Raw genomic sequence first — 26473 nt, forward strand, 5'->3', positions numbered from 1 at the left:
CGCTAAACGCAATCATTCGAAATTATTCCGATTCACCCCCTGATCCTTACAGCATCGGTTCTTGCCAGCAAATGTTCAATTGGCATTCTGCTGCAGCACGACGCGGGCCTGCAGCTTCTGCTGCACCTGATCGACGACAACGGCGGCAATGATGACAAGGCCCTTGATCACGGTCTGCCAGAACGAGGAAACTCCCATCATGATCAGGCCGTCGGCGAGAATGCCGATAACGAAGGCACCGACGATCGTACCGGCAATGCGGCCGCGTCCACCCGACATGGACGTTCCGCCCAGAACCGCTGCGGCGATGGCATTCAACTCGAAGGTTTCGCCTGTTGCCGGATGGCTGGCCTGAAGCTGGGAGGAGATGATCAGTCCGACGAGCGCCGCGCAAAGGCCGGAAAACATGTAGACGAACAGTTTGATGCGATCGACACGAACACCCGAAAGCGCCGCCCCGCGTTCATTGCCGCCGACGGCATAGATATGTCGCCCAAGCGGTGTACGGGTTGCGAGATAGGCGGCGATCAACGCCACGACGACCATGATCCATACCGATACGGGAAGGCCGAGGAACGAGCCGGATCCGATGATGCGGAACGTGTCGGATCCATATTCGGCATTGCCTGAGAGGTTGGGGAAGGTCCGTCCCTCCGAAAAGAGCAGTGCCGCGCCGCGGGCAACATAAAGCGTGCCGAGGGTCGCGATGAAGGGTGCGACGTTCAGCTTGGTAATCAATAACCCGTTTATCCAACCGATACACACGCCCACCACCAGAACGACCAGGCAGATTTCGATGGTGTTGAACTGCAGGCTGTAACCGATGCCGAGAAAGCCGAGATCGATCCCGTAAAGGACCAGATAGCCTGCCACCATGGCGCAGAGGCCGACGATGGAGCCGACCGACAGATCAATGCCTCCGGCGATGATCACGAAGGTCATGCCGATGGCGAGCAGTGCGTTGAGCGCCACATGCTTGGAGATGATCAGCATGTTTCCGGCCGACAGGAAGTTCGGGGCGGCAATGGCGAAAAAGGTGAAGACGAGGATCAACGCCACGAAGGTACGCATGTGCAAAAGCAGCAGCAGTGCCGACGTTCTGGAACTGGACCCTCCGGTCACGGCTTTTGCGGTGTCTGCGGCGATGCTGCTCATGATATTTCAACCCTTTTGAGATTGGGCGTGGCTGCAGACATGACATCTGCCGCACTGGCGCCAGCCGGAAACTGTCCGGTCAATTTGCCATTCGCCATGACGAGAATGCGATCGGAGAGGGCGAGGACCTCCTCCAGATCTGAGGTTACGAAAAGAATGCCGAGGCCATCGGCCGCCAGCCGCCGCATGGTGCGGAAAATCTCCGCCTTGGCGCCGATATCGATGCCGCGCGATGGTTCATCCATCAATAGGATCTTCGGCTTCGTCATCAGCGCCTTGCCGATGACCACCTTCTGCTGGTTTCCGCCGGAAAGGCTGGAAACCGGATGCTCGAGACTGGCGATCTTGATCGCCATCCGTTTGACGAATTCCGCCGCTTTCGCAGCCTCTGCCTTGAGGCTGAGATGGAAGCCGCGGGTGAAATCGGACAGCGAGGACATGGTTAGGTTCTCGCGGATGGTCATGATCTGCACCAGACCGTCGCGCTTGCGATCCTCCGGGATCAGCGCCAGACCACGGCGGATCCGTCCGGCGACGCTCTTTTCCTTCAACGGTTTTCCGCCGATGAACAGATGGCCGGATGAATTCGGGTGCTGGGCCATGATGCATTCCAGCAGCTCGGAGCGCCCCGCGCCCATCAACCCGTAAAGGCCGACGATCTCGCCCTCTCGAACGGACAGCGACATGTGGTCGACCGCATAACCGCCTGCCGGGCTTGGAAGGCAGATGTTTTCAACCCGGAAAACTTCGCCGCCCATGCTGTGTTCGACGGTTTTCGGAAACTCCTTCGATGCGCTGCCGATCATGTTGGCGACGATCCAGGGAATGTCGACACCCTGCATGAATCGCGAACCGGTAATCACCCCATCGCGCAGGACGGTGATGTAGTCACCGATGCGGATCAGTTCTTCCAGCCGGTGCGAGATGTAGACGATGCCGACGCCCTGTTTCTTCAGGTCGTTGATGACGCGAAACAGCACTTCGACTTCGGCCGCCGATAACGCCGAGGTCGGTTCGTCGAGGATGAGGATGCGGGCATTTTCGGCCAGCGCCTTGGCGATTTCGACGATCTGTTGCTGGCCGATCCTGAGATTACCGAGCGGCGTGCCGGGATCAATGTCCTGCTCAAGCCGCTTCATCAGCGCCTGTGCTGCGGTCGTCTGCGCCTGCCGGTCGATATGGATGCCGGCGAACGTTTTCTCGTGTCCGACGAAGATATTCTCGGCAACGGTGAGGTTGGGAAACAGATTGAGTTCCTGAAAGACGATGCCGACGCCGTGCCTGGCGGCATCGGACTTGTCGGCGAACACGACGTCCTCTCCATCGAGTTCGATCGTGCCGCCATTGAGCTGTTCGACGCCCGCGATGACTTTCATCAGCGTCGATTTTCCGGCGCCGTTTTCTCCGACGAGTACGTTGACCGCGCCCATGCGCAGGTCGAAATCGACATTTTTCAGGGCTTGCGTGCCCGGATAGATTTTCGAGCCGTTGCGAATTCTGAGGCTAATGGGGTGCGTCTCGTTCGGTATCACGTCACTCATGGCGCAATCTCGATCGAAACCGGCATGACGAGCGGCTTTTCCGAGGCGGAACGGACCACCATGGCGCCGAGGAAGTTGATGCGCTGGCCGTTCAGCGCGATATCGGGGCCGGGCAGTTTGGAAACGGCCTTGTCGTTCAGCGACCGTCCTAGTCTGGCGTATTCGATCTGGTCCCGGAATGTGGAGAAATCATAAAGTGCCGTGGTGTCGCGCAAGGCGGTGCCCTTGACGACCGGACCGAGCTGCAGCGTCGCATCGGCTTTTCCGTCACCATCGAGATCGATATCCGCGACAGCGGCCTTGGATGCGCGGTTTTCCTCGACGACCGTGGCGCTTCCCTTCACGGCGAAGTTCCAGCCGCCGCCAGCGCCGCCGACACGGACCCCGTGGCTTTCACCGGCCTTTTCCAGACCTGTCCTGATCGCGGCTTGCAGGGTCGCGAGGTCGACGGCCTTTTCGTTCAGTGCCGTGACGAGTTTCGCGTCGAAGGTCGTCTCGACAAGTTCGGCGATCGGATCGGCGGCTGGCCCGCCGGCCTCGCCCTTGTCGGTCTTGACCAGTTTGCAGCCGGAAAGGGACGCGGCAAGCACGCTTGCCACAAGCAGGGTGGTGATCTTCATGGGTATCCGCACTTTCTTGAAAGCAAGAACCACCCGGGATGCGTTTCGCATCCCGGGTGGCGGTAGCGGTGTCACTGTGTCAGCGCGAAAGTCTCGAGCTTGCCAGCGTTATCGGCATTGATGAGAATGCAGTCCATGAGCTGCTTTTCCTCAAGTCCGGTGGAACCCGTCTTGATGAACTTGTCAGCCTGCTCGACGGCGTTCTGAGCCTGCTGGTAGGCTGGCTGCAGGACGGTCGCCTTGATGCCGCCCTTCCTGATCGAGTCGCGAACGTCGTTCGAGCCGTCGAAGCCGACGACGATGACATCCTTGCGGCCCGCTGCTTCAAGCGCGGCGTAGGCGCCCATCGCCATGGTGTCGTTGCCCGAAATCACGCCCTTGATATCGGGGTGAGCCTGAAGGATGGATTCCATCACGGTATAGGCTTCGGTCTGCGACCAGTTCGCCGTCTGCTTGGCGACCAGCTTCATCTCCGAATATTGGTCGATGACGTCGTGGTAGCCCTGCGAGCGGATGCCGGCATTGGTGTCGGATTCCTTGCCGAGAAGTTCGGCGTAATTGCCCTTCTCGCCCATCAGCTTCACGAACTCTTCCGCGCCAAGCTGTGCGCCCTGATAGTTGTTCGACACGATCTGCGAAACGGCAACGCCGGTCGTGGTGATCTCACGATCGATCAGGAAGGACGGGATGCCCTTGTCCTTGGCCTTCTGAACGGCGGCGACGGAAGCATCCGCACCCGCATTGTCGAGGATGATGGCTTTGACCCCGGCAGCGATGGCGCTGTCGAAAAGTTCGTTCTGCTTGTTGGCGTCGTCATCATGGACGAGCACCATAGTTGCGTAACCCAGCTCTTTCGCTTTCGCGGCTGCGCCATCGGCTTCAGCCTTGAAGAAAGGATTGTCGTGACTCGGTGTGATGATCGCAATCGTGTCGGCGGCAAGCGCCGGGCCGGATATCACGCCGGCAATGCCGAGCGCGAAGACGGACATCAATAGACGTTTCGTCAGTTTCATAAGACCTCCCGTTGTCAAGGCCACCCTCCCGTGGCCGTCGGCCGAAACTATCGATCAATTTCGTTTATTGTCAATATATTTTTGAATTCGTGCTTTTTTGAATGATTTTATGACGTTTCGTGCTCTTTTATTGCGGTGATTTATTCATTTCAGCTCGCATCGACGTGATATGCGGGAAATTGTGACTGATGATTGTGTCAGTCATCGAAATCAAATTGCAAAATGAAAGAAATCGAAATCATTGCTCCGCTATTCCTTGGAGGGCGCAGGAAAACATGCACGAAATCAGGCATGGCTAAACAGGTGGGAGGTGCGGGTGGTCTAGAAGTTGACCGAGAGATGCGCGTGAGTCACGTTCGATTGGAAGTTTTGCCCAAATTCACCGGAGTAGGAAAGCGTCAGGCGTGCAGCCTTGGAAAGTTTAGCGGATATCCCTGCTTTGACCACCAATGCATCGCGCGGCATTGTCACGCCTTCGAGAATGAAAGGCGATCCGCCTTGGAAGGCCGCAAGCGAAACCGGCGCCAGGTCACCGGTCGAGTGACGCCAGCCCAGCATGCCGGAGACGACGATCGGTCGCTCGTCTGTCGTCATGCGTGCTGACCACCGCATGCCCGCTGTCGAGGCAGCGATATTGCTGGAGCCGCCGATGACCGACAATGCAGCCGCTCCGCCACGTTCCGTGAAGTCGTCCGTATCGAGATTGGTGTAGGCGAGGTTGGCAAAGGGCTGCAAGCTGAGGTCGCCCGTTTCCAGCGTCCATGACATATCGGCGAAAACCTGCGCGGTTGTTCCGGCATAGTCGGCGGACAGCAGGTCTTCGAACGAGCCGAAAGCGATATTGCGTCTGGTCGAGATCTCGTTTCGGGAATAAATCGCGCCGCCTACGAAATCGAGATGGCCGAAATCACCCGCGGCATAGAAACCTGCGTGATAGGAATCGGCGTCCGCCTGATGGGGCGATGACAGGTTGCTGTAGCCGAGAACGCCACCCAGGCGCCACGTGTCTGAAAGCGCCGCATCTGCCCCCATCAACGCTCCCGCAGCCGAATTGTCGGCGCCTCTGGCGTTGCCATCGCCCGCGATGTGATTTTGAGCGAGAATGCCAGTTGCCCAGTACGAAACACCATCGGTGGATGCCGACTGCTGCTCAGAGGATGGGCGCGTCTGGTCGATGATTGCCTCGCGCACATGCTGGCCTTGCCACAAAAGCGCTGTTTTGAGAGACGCGTGTGCCTCGCCGTCGAGTTGAGAGAAGGCGCTGGCTGCAGTCTGGACATCGAGCGGCAGCACGACGGAGAAGAGTGCGTTGGTTGGGCCGAGCTTTTCGATGGCCGCCGCCGTGGCGCGGTCATTTCCGGTCAGCGCAACGTCAGCGAAGTCGACAGTATTGCGATCAAGGTCCAGATCGACGGTCGTGATACTGTAGTTCAGTTCCGGCGACAGGAATGCGAAATCACTCACGATGTTGTCGAAAGTGCCGGTGATGTTGCTGGCCGTCAGGATCGTGTAGCTGTTCGTGAGACCATATGTTCCGCCCGTGGCGCGAATATTCACGGTGCCGCCGTCAATGACAAGGTTGCCGGATGTGTCAACCCGATCGGAAAGGCCGGACGAGGCCACATCAACCTGATAGATCGATCCTGCGTGGAATGTCAGGTCGCCGTTGACGGCAAGCGTCTGGATCTCCGGTCCGGGCGCAAGCGTACCGCCTGCGTTCACGCTCAATCCGCCGGCGATGCCGCTGCCGGATAGCAGGCCGCCATCGAATACGTCGATTGCCCCGGTGACGGTGCCTTCGTTTATCAATTCGCCGCCAGCAACCGTTGCGCCGCCACTGATCGTTCCGGTGTTGGAGAAAGAGCCGTTATTGTTGACGAGAGACGCGATTGTCCCGTCATTGAAGGCGTTACCAGAATTTGTTACCGCGCCCGCGGTTGCCCCGCCGTTGTTGGTGAAGGTTCCGCCGGTACCGATTTCGACATTCGCTAGCGTATCGTTGTTGATGACCGTGCCACCGTCGACCTTTGTCGTTCCCGAAACGGTGCCGCCGCTGTTGTTGGTAAAGGTTCCCGCGTCATTCTGAAGTGACGCTAGGGCGCCTGCATTGTTGACGGTTCCGGCATTCTGGATATTGCCGGCGTTCGCGCCGCTATTGTTGATGAAGGTTGCGACGGCAGCGACGTCGACGTCCGTCACGACGAAATTGTTGGTCACGGTTCCACCTGAAATCGTCGTGGTTCCCGCAACCGTACCTCCGAAGTTGTTTATGAAGGTTCCGGCATCATTTTGAAGCGAAGCGATGGTACCCGCATTGGTGACGGTGCCGGAATTTCGAACATTTCCTGCTGTTGCGCCGCTGTTGTTGACGAAGGCTGCCGCTGCCGCGACGTCCACGTCCGTAACGACGAAGTTGTTGGTCACGGTGCCGCCGGAAATCGTGGTGTTTCCCGTGACCGTGCCTCCGAAAGCGTTCGTGAAGTTTCCTGCATCATTTTGCAGTGAAGCGATGGTGCCTGCATTGGTGACGGTACCGGCGTTCCGGACGTTGCTGGCGGCCGCACCGGTGTTGTTGACGAATGCCGCTGCGGCGGCGACGTCCACGTCCGTCACGACGAAATTGTTGGTCACGGTACCGTTGGAAATTGTCGTGTTTCCGGTGATCGTGCCGCCGGTATTGTTGGTGAAATTGCCTGCCGTATTCGTCAGCGAGCCAAGCGTGCCAGCATTCGAGGCGGTTCCGGCATTGGTCAGCGCCCCTGCCGTGGCGCCGCTGTTGTTGGTAAACGTGCCGCCGGACGATACGGATAGGTCGCCGACCGTGCCATTGTTTGAAAGCGATGTCGCGGCTCCGACTGTGGCGCTGCCGAGCGTCCCGTTCACCGTGACGTTTCCAGTGTTGAGCTTCAGATCCCCATTAAGGCTGCCGTCTATGAAAAGACTGCCGCCATCAAGGTTTACATCCGAATTCAGCACGCCGCCCGCATTTATACCGACGCTGCCGGATGTGATCGTGCTGCCGTTGGTAACCGTGAGCATGCCTGTGTTGGTGATGGTGACGTTGCCGCCATCGACGCCCAGCCTGTCTATCGTGACATCGTTCGTGACCTGGGGTGAGCCACCGTTCACCGCGGCGGCATCGGCTGCACCCGGGAGATCTGGGTTCCAGTTGGCCGTGTTGCTGAACTCGTTGTCATCGGCGCCGGTCCAGACGGACTGCGCGAAAGACGGCAGGGCAAACGCAAGCGAGGCCAATGCGGTGAATAGCCCAAGGCGTCGAGACAACACCGGAAGCAGTTGCTGTGTCATTAAGCGACCGATGCGGTTGGGTGCCGGCATTCATCGGCGAATAGATAACGAATCGCTTGCAATCATGGTTAACGCCGAGTCTGCTGTCAACGCTGACGCGCCAGCCAACCTCCTGAAACTGCGAGAGTTGTTTGCCTGCGCTTGTCATGTTTGTTCTGGTCTTCACCGGGTGCGTGCCGTCGCAAAGTACCGTCTTCAGAACGGTTTGCGGAGTATGGCCGGTCTGTGGGACTGGCGCCGCGCTATTCCTCTATCGCGCCAAACGACACTGAACGGGAGGACGTTTGGCGCCCGCGTCGGGTTTCGCTCCTCGCGGCGAGGCCATTGAAAGTTCGTCTGACCCCATCAACCCATCGCCTATGTTACCACAATGACATGTGGTCGCTGTTGTCCGATCCCTGTGACATCAATTGCGCCGCCATGTTTGGATCAAGGAATGGACCTTTCAAAGATAGAAACACTCATCGGCTTTGTCGGACGGTCCAATGTCACCGAGCTGACAGTTACCGAGAAAGATACGACCGTCCGGATTTTCCGGAACACGGCAAAAGCCGTTTCGCTGCCTGCGGCCGATAATGCCGCGGTTGTCGATCAGGCTCCGCCAGTTGCCATGTCGCGTGACGAGCCATCCTTGTCCGGCTTGACCGTCACGGCGCCGATTTTTGGCGTTCTGCATATCGCTCCAGCGCCGGGCGATCCTCCGTTCGTCGCTGTCGGCGATCATGTCGTGGAAGGTCAGACGCTTTTCATCATCGAGGCGATGAAGGTGTTCAACAAGATTGCCGCCCCTCGTTCGGGCCGTATCACACGTTTGACCGACGTGAATGGCGCGGAAGTCGAAGCGGGCGACATGCTGGCGGAGATCGCGTGATGGAGCCGCAACCGCGTTTTGACAAGGTTCTGATTGCCAATCGTGGCGAGATCGCGCTGCGTGTCGTGCGTGCTTGCCGGGAAATGGGCCTGAAGACCGTTATCGTCTGCTCGGAGGCAGACCGGAATGCCGCCTATGTGCGAAGCGCGGACGAGTCGATCTGTATTGGTCCGGCGCCTGCGCCGAAAAGTTATCTGAACCAGAACGCCATTCTGCTCGCCGCCCGCCTTTCGGGGGCCGGTGCCATTCATCCGGGTTATGGTTTTCTGTCGGAAAATGCCCGTTTTTCGGCTGCAGTCGATGATGCGGGACTTACCTTTATCGGACCCGATGCCGCTGCCATTGCGACGATGGGCGACAAGATTGCTGCCAAGAGTGCCATGGTCGCCGCAGGTGTGCCGTGCGTTCCCGGGCCTGACAGTGAGCTACCAGCAGAGCCGGACGCCGTCCGCGCCATTGCTGCCGAGATCGGTTATCCCGTGATCGTCAAGGCTGCGGGCGGCGGTGGCGGGCGCGGCATGCGCGTCGTGCTGGATGAAGCCGCGCTGCTGGAAGCGGTGACGGTGACCCGTGAGGAGGCGCGCAAGGCTTTCGGTACGCCCGCGCTCTATATGGAGAAATTCCTCCAGCATCCGCGCCATATCGAAATTCAGGTTCTGTGTGATACGCATGGAAACGCGGTCTGGCTCGGTCATCGCGACTGCTCCATGCAGCGCCGTCACCAGAAGGTCGTCGAGGAAGCTCCGGCGCCCGGCATTTCAGACGCGGTGATCGGCCCGGTCGGTGCTGCCTGCGTCGAAGCATGCAAGCAGATCGGGTATCGCGGCGTCGGCACGTTTGAGTTCCTCTATGAGGACGGTGCTTTCTATTTCATCGAAATGAACACGCGCCTGCAGGTTGAGCATCCGGTCACGGAAGAAACCAGCGGCGTCGATATCGTTCAACAGCAGGTTCGTGTGGCACAGGGCGAGAAGTTGCCAATGGCTCAGGACCATGTGACCTGCACGGGTCATGCCATCGAATGCCGTATCAATGCCGAGGATCCGGCAACCTTCATGCCATCGGCGGGTGTCATCTCGGCGTTGGAATTGCCGGTGAGCGAGGGCGTTCGTGTCGATACGCATGTCGAAGCCGGTTACAGGGTTTCTCCCTATTACGACTCGCTCATCGCCAAGCTGATCGTGCATGGCCGTGACCGGGCCGAGGCCATGTCGCGCACGCGCACGGCGCTGGCGGCCTTCAGGCTCGATGGTATTGCCACCAATCTGCCGCTCCTGCGCGAGCTGTTTGAAGACCCCGCATTCGAAAAGGGTGAAACGGACATTCATTATCTTGAGAAATGGCTGAAGATGCGGGGGCAAGCATGAGCAAGGTGGATTTGACCGATCCCGCCATCATCGGACGCTTGACCGCCGCCCTAGAAGCTGCCGGCGTTGATGGCGTCGAGATAACCCGTGCCGGCCAAAGCCTGCGGATACAGGTTGCGTCGACCGCGGAAAAAACCGTGGCCCAGGCGACGACCGGCAAAGCCGCTACGCCCTCTGCGGCCACGCTCGTCAAGGCGCCGATGGCCGGTGAATTCTGGACGTCGGATGTGTCCCGTGCGGCACCGCAGGTGGTCACGGCAAATGGCAATCTGGTTGGTTTCCTGCGCGTCGGACCGATCCTGCTGCCAGTGAATGCCGGTGCCTCCAGCCGTCTTCGACGCCATCTTGTTCAACCCGGAACGATCGTCAGCTTTGGCGATCCGATTGCAGAAGTCGAGCCAGAAGCATGAACGCCTCGCTTGCCAAAATCGTCCCGCCATCGGAAGTTTTCGCACTCGACCGAAACGGTGCACGTGTATCTCCCATCGGCTCGAAGGCGTTCCTCCTCGAGGTGACCGGTGATTTCGACCTTGCCTCGCAACGGAGGATATGGGCCCTGTCCAGGGTTATCGAACTGTGGAGCGAGACGCAGGAGATCGTGCCGGGCATGACGAACCTTCTCGTCGTGCTGAAAGCAACGCCGGAAGATCCCGAAATGGTGGCCTTGCGTCTTCTGGATGCCTGGGACCACGCCGAGAGCATCGATCTTGCAGGCAGGACAATCGAGATCGCCGTAACCTATGGCGGTGAACACGCGACTGATCTGGCGGCGCTCTGCGACAGATCCGGTCTGTCGGACCGCGAGGTCGTGCGGATCCATCACGAGGGAACCTATCGGGTCTTTGCGCTCGGAAGCGCGCCGGGCTTCGGTTATCTGCATGGGCTTGATCCGCGCATCTACATGCCGCGCAAGACCGTCCCCTCGCTCAACATGGCAAAAGGCTGCGTCACCATTGGCGGTATGCAGACCGGTGTTGCCGTGTTGACCGGTCCCAACGGCTGGAATTCGATCGGCTTTGCTGAATTGCAGATGTTCGATCCGATGTCGGCCAAACCCGCGATCATGGCGCCGGGTGATACGGTGCGTTTCGTGCCAGTGAGCATAGAGCTATGATAGAAATCATCCACACCGGTCTTTTCAACACGGTACAGGATCTGGGTCGCCCCGGTTTCCGGAATATTGGCGTGACCACCAGCGGCGCTATGGATCCGCTGGCACTCAAGGTCGGCAACGCCCTTCTGGGTAACGATACCGGCGCTGCGGTGCTCGAGATTCAGACCTATCCCTTCAAACTGCGTTTTTCGGAGCCGCGGACATTCGTGGTGACCGGCGCCGATTGTGGTGCGTTGCTTGAGGGTCGTGCGGTTCAGCCCTGGTGTGCCTTGCCGGTTGAAGCCGGGCAGGTTCTGGAACTCAGGCAGCCACGGGTCGGCACCCGCGCTTATATCTGTGTGGCCGGCGGCATCGACGTCATACCCGTCATGGGATCGCGCAGCACGTCGCTGCGCGGTGGATTCGGTGGCAATGAAGGCCGGTTCCTGAACACGGGCGACAAGCTTCGCGTGAATGAGATCGCGGAGCCGCTGAAATTTCCCGCCGCAGGTGTTGCGGTCATCGATCCGGTCCATGCTCTGGCCCACGTTTATCCGGAACAGGAAGATGGCGAGCTTTTCGTTCGGGCCATTCCGGCTGGCGAGCATGCCCTCTTTGGAGCGGATGCCGAGCGTTTCTGGTCGCAGACCTGGAAGATTTCCACCCAGAGCGACCGCACTGGCTATCGCCTGATGGGTGATCCGATAAAGCCGACGACGCCGGTTGAGATGCGCTCGCATGGTGTTGTTTCTGGTGTCGTGCAGGTGCCTCCGAGTGGTGAGCCCATCATCCAGATGGCCGATGCCAACACCGCTGGCGGTTATCCCAAGATCGCCGGTGTCATCGATGCCGATCTATGGCGGCTCGGTCAGGCACGGATCGGCAGCCGGCTGCGTTTCGTCCGTGCTACCCATCAGGAAGCGGCTGACGTTGAAAAAGCGGTCAACGGTTTCATCGACGATATCCGCAGAACCTCGCGCATGGTCAGCCAGGCGCTTGCCGAGATGAATTGACGTGAAGGACGAACGAATGAAGATCGATCTGAATTCCGACATGGGCGAGGGTTTTGGTCCTTACAGCCTGTGTGACGACGAAGCGATGATGAGCGTCGTATCCTCGGCAAATATCGCCTGCGGTTTTCATGGCGGCGATCCCGATACGATGGCGCGCATGGTGCGGCTGGCCAAGGCGAATGGTGTTGGTATCGGTGCCCATCCGGGCTTGCCGGATCGCGCCGGGTTCGGACGCCGCGAAATACCCTATTCGGCCGATGAACTGCGCCAGCAGATGCTCTATCAGCTGGGTGCGCTCAAAGCGATCGCCGCGAGTGAAGGCCAGCGTGTCGCCCATTTCAGCTTTCACGCTGCCATGGGAAATATGGTCAACCGTGACCCGAAGCTGGCTGACCTGATGATGGACGCAATCCGCGCGGTCGATCCCAGCCTGATCATCTTTGCGATGCCGGGCAGCGAGATTGAAGCTGCCGCCAGGCGCGCCTCGCTGAAGACCCTGCTGCTATTTCTTGCAGACCGTGCCTATGACGCGCAGGGGCGGCTGGTTGCCCGCGGCCTGCCGGGCGCGCTGGTCAAGGATGAGGCTGCGGTTCGCGCCCGTGTGCGTCAGTTCCTGCTCGATGGCACCGTGACAACCATCGATGGCGCGACCATTGCGATGCCGGCCCGCTCGATCCTGGTTCACAGCGATACGCCGGGTTCTCTTGAACTGGCGCGTATCGTCCGTAGCGAAATCGAGGTTGCCGGCGGTTCGCTTGCGCCTGCATCTGAAGTTGCCGGCTGAAATCTTCAGCCGATCCGTTTTCACCATATGTTCAAAACTGGAAGAGCAGAACATGCCCGCCACCGCCGACCGTTTGAAGAATGTTTCCATCTCCGCTTCCGCTGCGATGACGCAGCGCGCGCGTGAACTTGCGGCCCAGGGGATCAAGGTTGTCAGCCTGTCCTCCGGCGAGCCGGATTTCCCGACCCCGTCGCATGCCATTGAAGCAGCTTATGCCGCCGCACTGGCGGGCGACACCAAATACCCGACCATGGACGGCACGCCGGCGATGAAGGCGGCAATCATCAGCAAGTTCAAGCGCGAGAACAACCTGACCTACGAACCGAACCAGATCGTTGTATCGGGTGGCGGCAAACAGGTGATCTTCAACGCCGTTCTGGCCACATGCAATCCGGGTGATGAAGTCGTCATTCCGGCTCCGTCGTGGGTCAGCTACGCGGATATCGTCAAGTTTGCCGGTGGCATTCCGGTTTCGGTTCCTTGCCCGGAAAGTGCCGGCTTCAAGCTGCGCCCGGAGGATCTGGAAGCGGCGATCACCCCTCGCACCAAGTGGCTTTTCCTGAATTTCCCGAACAACCCGACCGGCGCTGCCTGCTCGCGCGCTGAAATGGCCGCGATCGCCGAGGTCATGCTGCGCCATCCGCATGTCTGGATCCTCACGGACGATATCTACGAGCACCTCGTTTATGACGACTTCGAATTCTGCACGATCGCGGAAGTCGAGCCGCGGCTTTATGATCGCGTGCTGACCATGAACGGTGTTTCCAAGGCCTATGCGATGACCGGCTGGCGACTGGGTTACTGCGGCGGACCGAAGGACCTGATTGCCGCGATCAGCAACGTCAACGGTCAGAACAGCGGCGGCACCTCCACGTTGACGCAGGCAGCAGCCGTTGCCGCGCTCGATGGCCCGCAAGATCTCCTCAAGGAACGTTCTTCCATCTACAAGTCTCGGCGTGATTATGTGCTCGGCAGGCTCGCCGAAATTGACGGCATTCGTGCTCATAAACCGGAAGGCGCATTTTACATTTTCCCGAACATTTCCGATCTGATCGGCAAGACCAGCAAGGGTGGTCGCAAGATCGAGACGGATGTCGATTTCGTCATGGGTCTGGTCGAGGAACACCACGTCGCAACCGTCCAGGGCGCGGCTTACGGCATGAGCCCCTACTTCCGCATTTCCTACGCCACAAGCATGGAGATGCTGGAAGAGGGCTGCAACCGGATCGCTGAATTCTGTAACGGGCTGCGTTGATCGTTCAGGATTTCAGCCGGGCGGTGAGTTCCATCAGAATGGATTTCACCGCCAGCGCGGGCTCAGTCAGTTCACTCTGATCGGAGACGCAGAACGACAATGTCTCCTCGATCTTCGGGGTAACGGGGCGCACGACAAGCGGTTCGTTCGTCTCTGCCAGAAGGCGTTCGCTGATCGCCCTTGGCATGATCGTTGCGCCCATGCCGTCGGCGACGGCGCGGGACAGCGTACGGACGATTTCGATTTCCGCAACGACGTTCAGCGAAACACGGGCGCGGGTGAAGGCAAGATCGACAGCCCGGCGCACGAAGTTGTAAGGCGGTGGCAGAAGGAGCGGGACGTCCGCCAGGGCGGAGATCGCAAGGGATTGTTCGCCCGCTTCGATGCCGAGGCGACTGTGGCCAACGAAGTAAAAGTCCTCATTCAGCAGGGGTTCGAAGCGAACGCCCTTGATCGGGCCGGAACCATGAATGAGCGCCATCTCAAGACGTCCGTTCATGATCATCTGGCTGTAGGTCTGGCCGACGCTTTCGGTCAGATGAAGGAGAATTCCGGGATGACGTTTGCGCGTCTCGATCAGAAGGTCGGCTGAGAGCGTCGCGGCGCTGCTGAACGGAACGAGGCCCACGGAAACGCGACCGACCAGCGCGTCGCCTGCTGCCTTCACGTCCGACTGTGCAAGGTCCATCTGGCGCAGGATGATCTGCGCGTGGCGATAGACAGCGCGACCGGCTTCGGTCATGGAAACACCTTGCTGGCTGCGGATCAGCAGTTTCTGCTGAAAATGATCCTCCAGCGCGGCAAGCTGCTGGCTCAGGGCTGGCTGTGCTATGTGCAGAACGTCCGCAGCGCGGGTGATGCTGCCGGTATCGACGATCACGATGAACGATCTCAGTCGTCGTATGTCCATGAATGTTCCCTCTTTATCTGCGACGCGATTTTCGCAGGCCGCGCAGCGGAATGCAACGCGCGCTTCGGCTGCCAGCGGGAAAAAAAGAAGGTGTGCATTTGAGCCGTTTGTAAAAGGAGAACGTCTAAGTGTCTGTCTGAACTTGATGATTTTGAGCGAGTGCGCTCCATAACGCATCCTTATCCATCCAGATTCAATCGGTCTTAGGCAGAAAGCCAAAGCTCCGCTAATCTCAAACCTAACGACAAGGGGATGAATACGAATGCCTTTTTCCGACTATAAAACTGCTCTTGTAACGGGTGCCTCCGGAGGGATCGGTGCGGCGATCGTCGAGCGTTTCCGCCGTGAAAATATCGAAGTGCATGCTCTTGCGAGAAGCGCAGGCGCGCTTGAGGAACTGGCTGAGCGCACGGGTTGCATTCCGCATGCAATCGATGTGATGGATCGTGAGGCACTGGCGAAGCTCGCGTCGGAAGTCGAGTTCGATATTCTCGTCAACAATGCAGGCGTTGATCGTCCCAAGAAGTTTCTTGAAGCGGAAGATGGCGATATCGATCTGCTAATCGACGTAAACCTGCGGGCCGTTCTGCACCTCTGCCGGCTGATCGTGCCTGGCATGGCTGCGCGTGATCGCGGGCACGTCATCAACATCTCCTCCATTGCGGGCAACTACAATTTCGGCGGAAACTCCACCTACCATGCCACGAAGGCTGGTGTCGCGATGCTGTCGAACCAGCTCAGAATCGATACGTTTGGCAAGCGGGTCCGGGTTACGGAAATCTGCCCTGGTCGAGTGGCGACCGATATTTTCAACCATGTGCATGGTGATGACCCGTCGATCCGCGAGCGCTTCATCGATGGTTTTGAATTGCCGCAGGCTTCCGACGTTGCCGACGCGATTGCGTTTGCCGTTGCGGCGCCCGTCGCGGTCAACATCGGACACATGGAAATCACCCCTACACTCCAGGTTATGGGCGGCCTGCAGACAGCCAAGCCGCAGACGCCGGCCGCCAGTTCCGAAGGGACCAAGCGGTGAACGGGTTTGATCTTTCAGCAATCCTGACGAATCCGGAATATGTCTCGATGCTTCTGCACGGCATCGAGATGACCTTCATCATCTATTTCGGATCCTGGTTGCTGGCGATGACGTTGGCGATCCTGTTGCTGGCCCTGCGTGTTTCTCCCCTCCGGTTCGGCGAGCCTGTGGTTGCGGCCTATGTGTCGTATCACCGCAACGTGCCGACACTGGTGCAGCTGATGCTCTGGTATTTCGGCATCTTCACGCTGATGCCGCAGGGTCTGTCAGACTGGCTCGCAACGCATAATGCCGAAGCGATCTTCGCGGTCATCGGACTTGGATTGTGTCAGGCGGCCTATTTCAGCGAAGATCTTCGTTCCGGCCTGCGTTCCGTCAGCCTCGGCCAGATGGAAGCGGCACAGGCGCTCGGTCATGGTTATACCTCGGCCATGCGCTTCGTCATCATGCCGCAGGGTGTTCGCAACGCCTTGCCGCCGCTCATCAACCACAGCGTTTCGCTGTTCAAGAACAGCAGCCTTGCCATTGTCATCGGTGCGCCTGAGCTTACCCATGCGGTCAAGGAAATAGAGAACATCAGCTTCCGGACCTTCGAGGTCTACATGATCGGCACCGTGACCTATCTGTTCTTCTCGCTCATCATCATGGGAATCGGAGCCTATATCTCGATGCGAGCCGATCCGGCGCGGAGGGCACGCGCATGATCCAGGATTTCGTGACGATCATACAGGATTACTGGCTGCTGCTTCTGATCGGGCAGTATCCGAACGGGCCTCTTGGCGGCCTTGCCAACACGCTGATCCTTTCGGCGCTGGCAATCGCACTGGCTTTCCCGGTCAGTATCCTGATGGCGCTTGCCCGTCTTTCCAAGTGGCGGCTCCTGAGCTGGCCGATCACAGGTCTTGTGTACGTGACCCGCGGCGTGCCGCTGCTCATGCTCATCCTGTGGTGCTATTTCGTCATCCCGCTGTGGACCGGTGCAGACGTGCCGAGCTTCCTGATCATGCTGGTGACGCTGGTCATCTACCAGGGCGCATTCCTCAGCGAAGTGGTGCGGGCTGGTATCGTATCCCTTGGTCAGGGACAGATGGATGCTGCCCGTGCCCTTGGGCACAGCCATCTCGGCGCCATGCGCTATGTCATCCTGCCGCAGGCGCTCTACAACATGATCCCGAGCATGATCTCCACCTTCGTGTCGACGATCAAGGACACCACGCTCGGTTACGTCATCAACGTGCCTGATCTGACATTCGCGGCGAGCCAGGTGAACAACCAGCTTCTGACGCAGCCTTTCCAGGTCTTCCTCATTCTTGCAGTGGTCTATTACATCCTCTGCTGGAGCCTGACCTATGTCGCAAACAGTGTCGAGCGTCGGATTGCTCGCCGTCGTGCCGGGCCACGCAATGCCCGCCTTCCGGCTGAAACCGCGCCTCTCAAAACCATTACGGAGCAGCTATGAGCACCTCAGTTTCCGAACAGCAGGCCGCCCCGGCGATCCGTATCGCCGACGTTTGCAAGAACTACGGCGATTACCAGGTTCTGAAGAATATCACCGCTGAAGTGGCGCGTGGCGAAGTCGTGGTCATCTGCGGTCCGTCGGGCTCCGGCAAGTCGACCCTGATCCGCACGGTCAATCGTCTGGAAGAGATCAACAGCGGCGGCATCAGCTTCGAAGGTCAGAACATCCACGCGCCGATGCGCGGTAGCGAGTTGAACAAGTTGCGCAGCCGTATCGGCTTTGTGTTCCAGAGCTTCAACCTGTTTCCCCATCTTTCCGTCGTCGACAATGTTTCGATGTCGCCGATCCGGGTGAAAGGTGTCCCGGCGGCCGTCGCTCATGATAAGGCGCTCAAGCTGCTCGATCGGGTCGGTCTTGCCGACAAGGCAAATTCCTATCCCGGTCAGCTCTCAGGTGGTCAGCAGCAGCGTGTGGCGATTGCCCGCGCGCTGGCTATGGAACCCCCGGTCATGCTCTTCGACGAGCCGACGAGCGCGCTCGATCCGGAAATGGTCGGTGAAGTGCTGAGCGTGATGAAAAGTCTGGCCGCTGAAGGCATGACCATGCTTTGCGTTACCCACGAAATGGGCTTTGCACGCGACGTTGCCGACCGCATCTGGTTCATCGACGCGGGCGAAATCCTAGAAAGCGCTCCTCCCGAAGAGTTTTTCAAGAATCCACGACATCCGCGTGCTCAGCGTTTTCTTGCTGATCTGCGGCACTAACGGACTGCCCTATAAAATAACAATGGAGAACAGCAAATGAACTGGAAATTCGCAATTCTTACCTCGCTTATGGCGAGCGCTGCCGTGGTCGCACCAGCCAAGGCTGACCAGCTCGCCGACATCCTGTCGGCCAAGAAGCTGCGTTGCGCGACCTTCGCCGACGTGCCGCCATTCTCCGCTCCGGATCCGAAGACACGTGAAATGGCCGGCTTCGACGTCGACCTTTGCAACGCCATCGCCAAGGAACTCGGCGTCACGGCTGAAGTGAAGCCGGTTTCGGTTGAGGCCCGCGTGCCGGAAGTCAAACTCGGCCGCGTCGACATCACCGTTGCCAACCTTGCTTACACCCAGAGCCGCGCCGAACAGATCCAGTTCAGCGATCCCTACTATCTTGCCAAGGAAATGCTGATCGTTCCGACCACGGACGAAGGTAAGTCCAAGGCGGATTTCGTCGGCCAGCGCATTGCTTCTGCCAAGGGCTCTACATCTGAAATGTCGATCAAGCTCAACAAGTCCGAGCCGCTGACATTCCAGGATACCGCTTCCGCGTACCTTGCCGTTCAGCAGGGCAAGGCTCGCGGCATGGTCGCCAACACGATGACGACGACGAAGTTCGTCAACGAATCGAAGAACCGCGGCAAGGAAATGCGCATGATCGAGGAGCCGATGCTGTACCAGCCGATCGGTATCGGCATGCAGAAGGACCAGCCGGCGCTGACCGCCAAGGTCAACGAGATCCTGCGCAAGCTGGACGCCGATGGCGAGATCAACAAGATCTGGGACAAGTGGCTTGGTCAGGGCACCGAATACAAGATGACCCGAACCGACAAGGTCGTCCCCCTATCCGAACTGAAGTTCGATCCGATTCCGTAATCTGACGGCGCGTCGCGCCTTCCGGTCTCAAAACCCAACCAAAATCCGAGAATTGCCGACGGCGGCATTCTTGCCGCCGTGCGGTTTATCTATGGCCTCGAGGAGGGCCCAATGGCACATATCAAAGACATTCCCGAACGCCCCTCCAAGGAGGATCTGGCGGCTATTGCGAAATTTTCGCCCGCTACCATTCATGAGGCGCAGGGTCGCCGCGGCGCGCTGTCGTCGCGTCTGAAGCCGGTTGATTACCGCATGAAGCTTTGCGGTCCGGCCTTCACTGTTAAGTCCTCACCGCGCGACAACATCATGTTGCAGCTGGCGATCAACTATGCCAAGCCGGGCGACATCATCGTCGTTTCCGCTGGAGAGTACGAAGAAGCCGGTTCGTTCGGCGACGTTCTCGCCAATGCCTGCCTTGCCAAGGGCATCGGCGGTCTGGTCACCGATACCGGCGTGCGCGATACGCTGCAGCTGCGCGAACTTGGCTTCCCGGTCTTCTCGTTCAGCCAGTGCATCAAGGGCACCGTCAAGGAAACGATCGGCACGACCAACGACAGCATCATCGTTGGCGGTGAAATCATCAATCCGGGCGATGTGATCGTCGGCGATGCCGATGGCCTCGTTGTCGTGCGCCGCCATGAAGTGGCAGACGTGGCAAAACTCTCGCAGGCACGCGAAGACGCCGAAGCCGGTTACATTGCCGCTTACAAGGCCGGTAAGTCCGTGATCGAGGTCAGCAATCTTGAGGCAGTGCTCAAGGCCAAGGGTCTCGTGGTCGACATCTGAGGGGAAAAGGAAGCCCGCTGCCGGATGCTTCCTTTTCAATCGTCACATGCCGGTTTGAACGGATGTTGAAAGGGTGCTCACGCGACCACCCTTTTTTCGTATGTATCGTGGGTCCGATTTTGATCAAGCTGCAGGGTCGCTGAGACGTTGACCGACGAGCGACAGCCAGTAGCTGACGCCGTGAATGATCGCATCGTCGTTGAAATCATAGGCCGGATTGTGCAGGTCCGCGCTGTCCCCGTTGCCCAGCCAGATGATCGCGCCGGGACGCTTTTCCAGCATGTAGGAAAAGTCCTCCGAGCCCATTGTCGCAGGCCAGTTGGTATCGACCTTTTCTGCGCCCGCAATAGCGGTGGCGGCGGCAGCGGCAGCCAGCGTTTTTGCCGGATTGTTGACGGTCACCGGATAGCCCGGACGCCAGTCGATGACGGCTTCCGAACCGAGGGATTTCGCCGTGCCAGTGACGACTTCGCGAAAGCGTTCCTCGACCATCTTCCGCGTTGCCGCGTTCATGGTGCGGATCGTACCGCCGATGCGGATAGAGGCGGGGATAACGTTCAGCGCGCCGGCATTGCCGCCTTCCATGAAGGTGATCGAGACGACGACGGGATCGAAAGGATTGGTGAAGCGCGAGGCAATCGCCTGCAGGGCAACGATCATCTGTGCTCCGGCAAGAACCGGGTCATGGGAGAGGTGCGGGTAGGCGGCATGGCCTCCCTTGCCGTTGATCGTCACCACGAAACGGTCGCCGCCAGCCATCATCGGGCCGCTGCGGATGGCGAACGACCCCACAGGTAGACCCGGCTGGTTATGCATGCCGTAGACTTCTTCGATGCCGAAGCGTTCAAGAATGCCTTCCTCGATCATGACCCTTGCGCCAGCGCCGCCCTCTTCGGCGGGCTGGAAGATCAGCACGACCTTGCCTGCAAAATCGCGGCTTTCGGCGAGCTGCTTGGCGGTGGCCAGAAGCATGGCGGTGTGACCGTCATGACCGCAGGCGTGCATCATGTTTTCGACCTTGGAGGCGTAAGGCAGGTTTGTCTGCTCCGCCATCGGCAAAGCATCCATGTCGGAGCGCAGCGCGATCGTGCGGCCCGGCCCGCGCTTGCCATTGATGACCGCAACGACTCCTGTTCTGGCAATGCCGCCGACCACTTCGTCGCAACCGAATTCCTTCAGCTTTTCGGTTACCAATGCCGCAGTCTTTGGCAGGTCGAAGAGCAGTTCGGGGTGCTGATGGATGGTCCTGCGCCAGGTTCTGGCTTCATCTGCAAGGGCTGCGAGAGACGGCGCGTCGAAGGTCATGCTTGCTCCAAGATCGTTATGCGGATGCGGCCTGGCGGAAGGGCGAGCGATCCGGGTCTGGATCCGGCATCGCATCAAGCAGCATGCGCGTGTATTCGTTGGTTGGTCGCTCGAAGATATCCTCAACCGGGCCGCTTTCAACCAGCTTTCCGCGATAGATCACAGCAACTTCGTCACAGATATAACGGATGACGCCGAGATCGTGGCTGATGAAGAAATAGGTGAGGCCGAGTTCTTCCTGTAGTCTATGCAGGAGATTGAGCACGTCAGCCTGAACGGAGACGTCGAGTGCCGACGTGGGTTCGTCGAGGATCAGGAATTCAGGCTTGACCGCCAGCGCGCGGGCAATGCCGATACGCTGGCGCTGGCCACCGGAGAACTCGTGCGGGTATCGGAACAGGTGTTCTTCGCGCAAACCGACCTGAAGGAGCAGTTCCAGCACGCGCTCGGTGCGCTGACGCGCAGTCATGGGAACGATATCGCGATGGATAACCAGCGGTTCGGCGACGATGTCATGGATCGTCATGCGGGGATCGAGCGACGCATAGGGATCCTGAAAGACGATCTGCAAGCGGGCGCGCAGGTGGCGCATCTCGTTCGGCGTTAGTTTGGCTATGTCGGCGCCGTCATAAAGGATGTTGCCTGACGTCAGCGTCTCCAGTCGCAGGATGCAGCGCGTGAGTGTCGTCTTGCCCGAGCCCGACTCGCCGACGAGGCCAAAACTCTTACCCTTCCGTACATGCAGACTGACATCGTCCAGTGCGCGAAAACCCTCGGTTTGGCCGAACAGGCTCTTGCGCTGGCCGGGAAAGATTTTCGAGACGTTTTTGATCTCAAGCATGATGAGCCTCCGGCATGACGCCGCCAAGGCCGCGGAGTTCGCCACGCTTGGTATGGGCTGTCGGAATGGAATTGAGGAGCGCTTGCGTGTAGACGTGGTTTGGGCGTTTGAGAACGTCCATCACTGGCCCGCGCTCCAGAATGCGGCCACGATACATGACAGCCACATGGGAGCAGATCTGCGCCACGACACCGAGATTGTGGGTGATCATCAGCACGCCGATGTTTCTTTCGGCCACCAGTTCATGGATCAGCTTCAGGATCTGCGCCTGAACGGAAACATCAAGCGCGGTTGTCGGCTCATCGGCAATCAGCAAGTCCGGTTTGCCGATCATCGCCATGGCGATCAGCACGCGTTGCTTCATGCCGCCGGAAAACTGGTGCGGATAATCGTGGATGCGCTCCGCCGCCTTCGGGATCCCGACCTTGTCGAGCATGTCGATGGAAACGCGTTTTGCCGCTTTTTTCAGCTCGCTGGATGAGGCGCCGGGTTCGAGGCCCAGCACGGTCGGGTCGGCATGTCCGGCATGCAGTGCCACATCGACCAGCTGCGTGCCGATGCGGAAGACCGGGTTGAGGTTGGTCGTCGGATCCTGAAAGATCATGCCGATCTTGCGGCCGCGCAGCGTCCGCATTTCCTTCTCGTTGGCCTTCAGCACGTCGCGGCCTTCGAACTCGATCGAACCGGCCAGATAGCGTCCGGTTGCCGGTGGGATGAGGCGCGAAACGGAGAGGCCGGTCAGCGATTTGCCGGAGCCAGTCTCGCCGACCATGCCCCAGATCTCGCCGCGTTCGACCGTGAGGTCGATGCCGTGCAGGATCTGCGTTTCGCCCTCGAAGCTGCGCATGGAAAGGTTGAGGTTCTTGATATCGAGCAGTGTCATGTCGTCACCTCACCGCCGTGCCTTGGGGTCCATGACGTCGCGCAGACCGTCGCCAAGGAGGTTGAAGGCAAGAACTGCCAGGAAGATGGCGCAGCCCGGAAAGACGGCCGTCCACCAGTAATCCGGCATGTCGGCCCGGGCGACAGACAGAAGCGTACCCCATTCCGGCGTTGGTGCCTTCACACCGATACCGACGAAACCAAGAGAAGCGACGGTCAGGACCGCAAAACCCATGTCGAGGGAGCCTTTCACAATGATCGGCGACATGATGTTGGGCAGGATGTGGCGGCCCAGAATGCGTGGCCAACCCGCGCCGAGTGCCTTTGCGGCGGTGATGAACTGCTCTTCCTTCTTGCCGATCACCTCGCCGCGCACGAGGCGGGCATAGGCGGGCCACCAGGTAATCGCGATGGCGATGATCATGTTGGTGACGCCAGTGCCGAGGGCGGCTGCGACTGCCATGGCGAGGATCAGGCTGGGGATGGTGAGCAGAAGGTCGGTGATCCGCATCAGGATCTCGTCGATCCAGCCGCCGAAATAACCCGCGATCGCACCGATCAGGCCGCCGACCACGATGGCGATGATGACAACGGCGAGGCCGGAAAACAGCGAAACCTGCGAGCCGACGAGAACGAGCGAAAACACGTCCTGACCGAGCGCATTGGTGCCGAACCAGTAGTCCGCGCCGGGCGCCATGAAGCGGGCAGCCGTGTTGGTGCCGCCTGCGACATGTTCGGGATGGGGTACGATGGCGGGTGCGAAGATCGCGATCAGCACGAGGGCGACGACGATTGCCAGACCGATGACGGAAAGCCAGCTCTGACGGAACCTGTAGAAGGCTCTGGCCCAGTTTTCCAGCCGGGCCGACTGGTCACGCTTCGGCAGAGCAATCGGGGTAAGGGTGTTCGATGTATCGGTCATGTGTAACGAACCCTCGGGTTGAAGACGCCGTAGAGCAGGTCGACGATCAGCATGGTGACGAGATAGATCATGGCGATGACCAGCGTGACACCGATGACCGGCATGAAATCCTGGGAGAGGATCGCCTGCGTGGCGTAAAGGCCAAGCCCCGGCCAGTCGAACACCGTCTCGACCAGAACCGTGCCGCCGAGCAGCCAGGACACGTAGAGGCCGATAACGGTCAGCGTCGAGGTCATGGCGTTTTTCAGCACGTATTTGAACAGGATTTTTGTGTTGGAAATGCCAAGCGCCCGTTCGGTCATCACAAAATCCTGCTGCAGCACCTCGATCGTCGACGCACGCATCATGCGCATGATGGTCGCCAAGGGGGAAAGCGACATGGCAAAGGCGGGGAGAGCGAGGTGTTGCAAGGCAATCGACAGCGAATACCAGTCGCCAGCGAGGATGGAGTCGATCGTGTAGAAGCCCGTTGGACCTTCCGGAGGGATTTCGATCAGCGGAAACCGGCCGGAGAGCGGCAGTATATCCAGCCATGATACGAACATAAGCTGCAGCAGCAGGCCAAGGAAGAAGCGCGGCATGGCGATACCACCGAGTGCCACCGTGCGTGTGAGATAGTCGACAACGCCGTTGCGATAGACGGCGGCCGCCAGCCCGAGCGGGATGCCGAGCACGATGGCGATCAGCATGGCTGCGGCCACCAGTTCCAGCGTCGCCGGCAGGAAGGTCATGATGTCTTCGAACACCGGGCGGCGCGTGAAGATGGAAACGCCCCAGTCACCCTGAACAAGTCCCGTCACATAGGCCCAGTATTGCAGGAGCAGCGACTTATCGAGGCCGAACTCCTGACGCACGCTTTCGATCACGTCGGGCGTGGCATTCGGGCCTGCAGCAAGGGCCACGGGATCGCCTGGCAAAAGTCGGGCGATGGCGAAAACGATCATCGTCAGCCCGATCAGCATCGGGATCAAAAGGACGAGGCGTCTCAGAGTGTAAAGGATCATGGGCGCTTCCGGTGGTCAGAAGGAGGCGCCGGATCGTCTCATCCAGCGCCCCTGATGGCATCAGTCGAGCGACAGCGGCAGAAGCTCGATGGCGTTGGCGGCGACTGGGGTGAAGACGAAGTTCTTCACATTGGCACCGAAACCCAGCTTGCGCTTTTCGAGTACGCCAAAGATATCCGGCGCGTCATCGATGACCAGCTCCTGGAACTGTTTGTAAAGCTCGGCGCGCTTTGTCTGGTCCGTCTCGATGCGGGCAGCCTCAATCAGCTTGTCGACCGCCTCATTCTTGTAGACCGGGTTCTGCCACTGGCCGTTGCGCGACGAGTGATAGGCGGCGAAGGCGACATTGTCCGGGTCGGCGTAGTTGGCCGTCTGGAACAGGCACATGAAGCTCGGCATCGTATCCGGCGACTGGGCTGCGGCAACCGTATCCGGCCAGGTGGCGGGGCGGATGTCGAGTTCGATGTTGAGTGCCTTTAGGGCTTCGAGCAGCAGAAGCGACCAGCGGCGCTGGTTCTCGTAGCCGGTGGCGTGCATGACGGAGAGCTTGAAGCCGCCATCCTTATATTCCGATTTCGCCAGATATTCCTTCGCCTTGTCCATGTCGTGACGGTAGACGGCAAGGTTCGGGTCGTGGCCGAAGATGCCGGTCGGCAGCGGGCCAACCATCAGTTCGGCCGGGCCTGCGGCATCCAGCATGCTCTGGTAATTGAAGGCGTAGGAGATCGCCTTGCGCAGGTTCTTGTCGGCCAGCGGTCCTTTTGCGGTGTTCATCTTGATCGAGAAGGTGCGGTATTCCGGCTCGATGACGCTGACGACGGCCGGGTTGTCCTTCAGGGCTTCCATGTCTTCGGCGTAGAGTTCCAGCGCGATATGCGCTTCCTTGCGCTGAAGCATCATGCGTTCGGTGGACGCCTCGCGGACGATCTTCCAGATCGCGCCTTCGAGATTGCCGCCACCCTGATGCCAGTCGTCCTTGACGCGGATGAATTCATAAAGATTGCCCGGCGCGACGCGGCCCATCTTGAAGGGGCCGGAACCGGCGGTGTTCTTCATCAGGTAGGCCTGCCCGTCATCACTGCCGATATTGGCTTCAACCACGGTCTGATTGACGATGAACATCCAGGGCAGAACCTGCAGGAAGGGAGCGAACGGCGCCTTGAGATCAAATGCAACGGTCTGGGCATCGATAGCCTTGACGCTGTCCGCATCGACGATGCCGGCGATCATCCACGACGGGCCGCGTTTCAGCTTGACGATACGCTTGAAGGAATAAACGACCGATTCCGCCGTGACCGGCGAGCCGTCCTGAAACTTGGCGGTCGGATCGAGCTTGAATTCGTAGCGTTTCTGGTCTTCCGAAACCGTCCAGCTGACGGCGAGGCCCGGTTTGATTTCCGGCGGGGTGCCGACGACGCGCACAAGCGCATCATAGGTGTTGCGGAACAGCATGGCCGGAGCATAACCGGTGGCGACATGCGGGTCGAAGTTCGGAATATCGACGCTGCTCGCCATGATCAGGATCTTGCGGCCTGCGGCGAAGCTTTCGAGCGGCATTGAGGCGAGTGCTGCAGCCGAGACGGCAGTGCTCAGGAAGTTGCGGCGGGTCATTTTCATGCGAATGATCTCCTGTTTTTTTGAGAGCCGGCCGTCTCCCCTTAAGACGGCCG

The 26473-nt window shown here is 59.4% G+C and carries 25 protein-coding genes; 13 read left to right on the forward strand and 12 right to left on the reverse strand.

The annotated features are described in order from the left end of the window. Positions 1-75: 75 nt before the first annotated feature. From N7578_RS03635 to N7578_RS03655, 5 genes are all read right to left on the reverse strand, one after another. Positions 76-1155 (reverse strand): ABC transporter permease, encoded by a 1080-nt coding sequence (locus N7578_RS03635; RefSeq protein ID WP_311108941.1) that lies wholly within the window; start codon positions 1153-1155, stop codon positions 76-78. Next, entirely contained in the window at positions 1152-2696 is a 1545-nt protein-coding gene (locus tag N7578_RS03640) for a sugar ABC transporter ATP-binding protein (protein WP_311108942.1), read from the reverse strand. The genes N7578_RS03635 and N7578_RS03640 overlap by 4 nt, the downstream gene beginning before the upstream one ends. Beyond that, on the reverse strand, positions 2693-3316 hold the full coding sequence (locus N7578_RS03645; RefSeq protein WP_311108943.1) for a DUF2291 domain-containing protein: 624 nt from the start codon (positions 3314-3316) through the stop codon (positions 2693-2695). Before N7578_RS03645 ends, N7578_RS03640 begins: the two co-directional genes overlap by 4 nt. A 71-nt stretch (positions 3317-3387) precedes the next feature. Beyond that, positions 3388-4329 carry a D-ribose ABC transporter substrate-binding protein gene (locus tag N7578_RS03650; RefSeq protein WP_311108944.1) on the reverse strand — a complete coding sequence of 314 codons (942 nt, stop codon included), beginning with the start codon at positions 4327-4329 and terminating at the stop codon, positions 3388-3390. Between the two features lie 321 nt (positions 4330-4650). Next, positions 4651-7638 (reverse strand): autotransporter domain-containing protein, encoded by a 2988-nt coding sequence (locus tag N7578_RS03655; protein ID WP_311108945.1) that lies wholly within the window; start codon positions 7636-7638, stop codon positions 4651-4653. A gap of 436 nt (positions 7639-8074) precedes the next feature. On the opposite strand from N7578_RS03655, the gene N7578_RS03660 reads away from it, so the two are divergent. From N7578_RS03660 to N7578_RS03690, 7 genes are read left to right on the forward strand one after another with little or no spacing between them, the layout of a single operon-like run. Further along, complete coding sequence (locus tag N7578_RS03660; protein WP_311108946.1) at positions 8075-8509, forward strand: acetyl-CoA carboxylase biotin carboxyl carrier protein subunit; 435 nt, start codon at positions 8075-8077, stop codon at positions 8507-8509. Continuing rightward, on the forward strand, positions 8509-9876 hold the full coding sequence (accC, locus tag N7578_RS03665; RefSeq protein WP_311108947.1) for an acetyl-CoA carboxylase biotin carboxylase subunit: 1368 nt from the start codon (positions 8509-8511) through the stop codon (positions 9874-9876). The genes N7578_RS03660 and accC overlap by 1 nt, the downstream gene beginning before the upstream one ends. Beyond that, positions 9873-10286 carry an acetyl-CoA carboxylase gene (locus N7578_RS03670; protein WP_311108948.1) on the forward strand — a complete coding sequence of 138 codons (414 nt, stop codon included), beginning with the start codon at positions 9873-9875 and terminating at the stop codon, positions 10284-10286. The genes accC and N7578_RS03670 overlap by 4 nt, the downstream gene beginning before the upstream one ends. Next, positions 10283-10990, forward strand: a complete 708-nt coding sequence (gene pxpB, locus N7578_RS03675; RefSeq protein ID WP_311108949.1) for a 5-oxoprolinase subunit PxpB — start codon at positions 10283-10285, stop codon at positions 10988-10990. The genes N7578_RS03670 and pxpB overlap by 4 nt, the downstream gene beginning before the upstream one ends. Further along, entirely contained in the window at positions 10987-11982 is a 996-nt protein-coding gene (locus N7578_RS03680) for a biotin-dependent carboxyltransferase family protein (protein WP_311108950.1), read from the forward strand. Before pxpB ends, N7578_RS03680 begins: the two co-directional genes overlap by 4 nt. A gap of 16 nt (positions 11983-11998) precedes the next feature. After that, positions 11999-12766, forward strand: coding sequence for a 5-oxoprolinase subunit PxpA (locus N7578_RS03685; RefSeq protein WP_311108951.1), 768 nt, complete (start codon positions 11999-12001; stop codon positions 12764-12766). A gap of 52 nt (positions 12767-12818) precedes the next feature. Beyond that, positions 12819-14021, forward strand: coding sequence for a pyridoxal phosphate-dependent aminotransferase (locus tag N7578_RS03690; RefSeq protein WP_311108952.1), 1203 nt, complete (start codon positions 12819-12821; stop codon positions 14019-14021). 4 nt (positions 14022-14025) lie between these two features. Here N7578_RS03690 and nac read toward each other — a convergent pair whose 3' ends face one another. Beyond that, positions 14026-14931 carry a nitrogen assimilation transcriptional regulator NAC gene (gene nac, locus N7578_RS03695; protein ID WP_311108953.1) on the reverse strand — a complete coding sequence of 302 codons (906 nt, stop codon included), beginning with the start codon at positions 14929-14931 and terminating at the stop codon, positions 14026-14028. 262 nt (positions 14932-15193) lie between these two features. On the opposite strand from nac, the gene N7578_RS03700 reads away from it, so the two are divergent. From N7578_RS03700 to N7578_RS03725, 6 genes are all read left to right on the forward strand, one after another. Further along, a complete protein-coding gene (locus N7578_RS03700; protein ID WP_311108954.1) occupies positions 15194-15967 on the forward strand; it encodes an SDR family oxidoreductase in 774 nt (257 codons plus the stop codon). Then, positions 15964-16671: an amino acid ABC transporter permease gene (locus N7578_RS03705; RefSeq protein WP_311108955.1), complete on the forward strand. Its 708-nt coding sequence runs from the start codon at positions 15964-15966 to the stop codon at positions 16669-16671. Before N7578_RS03700 ends, N7578_RS03705 begins: the two co-directional genes overlap by 4 nt. Further along, positions 16668-17426: an amino acid ABC transporter permease gene (locus tag N7578_RS03710; protein ID WP_311108956.1), complete on the forward strand. Its 759-nt coding sequence runs from the start codon at positions 16668-16670 to the stop codon at positions 17424-17426. The genes N7578_RS03705 and N7578_RS03710 overlap by 4 nt, the downstream gene beginning before the upstream one ends. Further along, a complete protein-coding gene (locus tag N7578_RS03715; protein ID WP_311108957.1) occupies positions 17423-18190 on the forward strand; it encodes an amino acid ABC transporter ATP-binding protein in 768 nt (255 codons plus the stop codon). The genes N7578_RS03710 and N7578_RS03715 overlap by 4 nt, the downstream gene beginning before the upstream one ends. 36 nt (positions 18191-18226) lie before the next feature. Next, entirely contained in the window at positions 18227-19063 is an 837-nt protein-coding gene (locus tag N7578_RS03720) for an ABC transporter substrate-binding protein (RefSeq protein ID WP_311108958.1), read from the forward strand. Between the two features lie 111 nt (positions 19064-19174). After that, positions 19175-19849, forward strand: a complete 675-nt coding sequence (locus N7578_RS03725) for a 4-carboxy-4-hydroxy-2-oxoadipate aldolase/oxaloacetate decarboxylase (RefSeq protein WP_311108959.1) — start codon at positions 19175-19177, stop codon at positions 19847-19849. A gap of 123 nt (positions 19850-19972) precedes the next feature. Here the strand turns inward: N7578_RS03725 and N7578_RS03730 are convergent, their stop codons facing one another. From N7578_RS03730 to N7578_RS03755, 6 genes are read right to left on the reverse strand one after another with little or no spacing between them, the layout of a single operon-like run. Beyond that, entirely contained in the window at positions 19973-21154 is a 1182-nt protein-coding gene (locus tag N7578_RS03730) for a M20 aminoacylase family protein (protein ID WP_311108960.1), read from the reverse strand. 16 nt (positions 21155-21170) lie between these two features. Then, positions 21171-21995 (reverse strand): ATP-binding cassette domain-containing protein, encoded by an 825-nt coding sequence (locus N7578_RS03735; RefSeq protein WP_311108961.1) that lies wholly within the window; start codon positions 21993-21995, stop codon positions 21171-21173. After that, entirely contained in the window at positions 21988-22878 is an 891-nt protein-coding gene (locus N7578_RS03740; protein ID WP_311108962.1) for an ABC transporter ATP-binding protein, read from the reverse strand. Before N7578_RS03740 ends, N7578_RS03735 begins: the two co-directional genes overlap by 8 nt. Positions 22879-22887: 9 nt before the next feature. Further along, positions 22888-23799 (reverse strand): ABC transporter permease, encoded by a 912-nt coding sequence (locus N7578_RS03745; protein ID WP_311108963.1) that lies wholly within the window; start codon positions 23797-23799, stop codon positions 22888-22890. Then, positions 23796-24803, reverse strand: coding sequence for an ABC transporter permease (locus N7578_RS03750; RefSeq protein ID WP_311108964.1), 1008 nt, complete (start codon positions 24801-24803; stop codon positions 23796-23798). Before N7578_RS03750 ends, N7578_RS03745 begins: the two co-directional genes overlap by 4 nt. 60 nt (positions 24804-24863) lie before the next feature. Beyond that, positions 24864-26420, reverse strand: a complete 1557-nt coding sequence (locus N7578_RS03755; protein WP_311108965.1) for an ABC transporter substrate-binding protein — start codon at positions 26418-26420, stop codon at positions 24864-24866. Positions 26421-26473: the final 53 nt, after the last annotated feature.

It is taken from the genome of Agrobacterium tumefaciens (assembly GCF_031801495.1).
GTDB lineage: Bacteria > Pseudomonadota > Alphaproteobacteria > Rhizobiales > Rhizobiaceae > Agrobacterium > Agrobacterium tumefaciens_K.